At 37.9% G+C, this 937-nt stretch carries 1 protein-coding gene; it reads right to left on the bottom strand.

The genetic code is table 11. From position 1 onward, the window contains the following. A partial coding sequence (locus tag ACTQXY_RS15510; protein ID WP_441660214.1) for a transposase occupies positions 1-937 on the bottom strand: 937 nt, incomplete at both ends.

The following is a 937-nucleotide window of genomic DNA, read 5'->3' as shown; positions in this document are numbered from 1 at the left end:
TTTCCTTTCGTTGTTGATATATTTCTTTGTTACCTATTGTATGGCGAATATCTTCTGCTTTCTCCATGTATTCTTCCCATACATGTCTGGTAATGACTTTTACATGATCTTTACTTTCTGTGCATTGATGCAAGTATGGGCAACTACTACAGAACAATCCGCAACTCTTATATTCACGATATCCATCTCGATTTGTTGTACTGTATTTTAAAACCTGGTTTCCAGGACAGACGTAACAATCATAATACTCATCGTAGGCATACTCATATTTTTTGAAAAAACCTTCTTTCGTCATTGGTCGTTTGTACGGAAAAAGAGGTTGGATTCCATCCTCCAAGAGAAGATGGGCGATGGCAGGCGTTTTATAGCCGGCATCCATTATCATCATATCCGGTTTGAAATCTTTTATTTTCTCATACAATAGCGGGAATGTACGGCTATCATGTTCGTTTCCGGGATGAACAGTATATCCTAAAATCCAACCATGTTTATCACAAGCTGTTTCTACTGCATATGCAAAAACATGTTTATGTTCTCCTTTACGAAACCAGCCACTTTCCGGATCGCTGGTGCTGCACTTTTGTGTTTTTGCTCCTTCCGGAATCTGAGATTCTGTTTCATCTGCAAAACTTTCTCCTCCGCTTGCAGTTGGTGGTGGAGAATCATTTTTATCATTATCTTTCAAAGGTTTCTTCCCATGTGCCGCCCGGTCTTTCTGAATTTCTTCTTTTAATTCCTGCTCGTACCATAATGCCTGTTCATGTGCCACCCGTTTTCTCATCTTTTTACTATTTGCACATGCTTTCACATGTGTAGAATCCACAAAAATATGTTCTGTATCCACCAATTTGAATTTCATGCATTCTTCTAAAATCTTTGAAAAAATCTGTTCAAAAAGATCTGTATCTTTAAAACGACGTGTATAGTTCTTTCCAAA

Origin of the sequence: Faecalimonas sp. LCP19S3_D12 (assembly GCF_052121495.1) — a bacterium.
Lineage (GTDB): Bacteria > Bacillota > Clostridia > Lachnospirales > Lachnospiraceae > Faecalimonas.
This window is presented reverse-complemented; position numbering and strand designations above follow the sequence as displayed.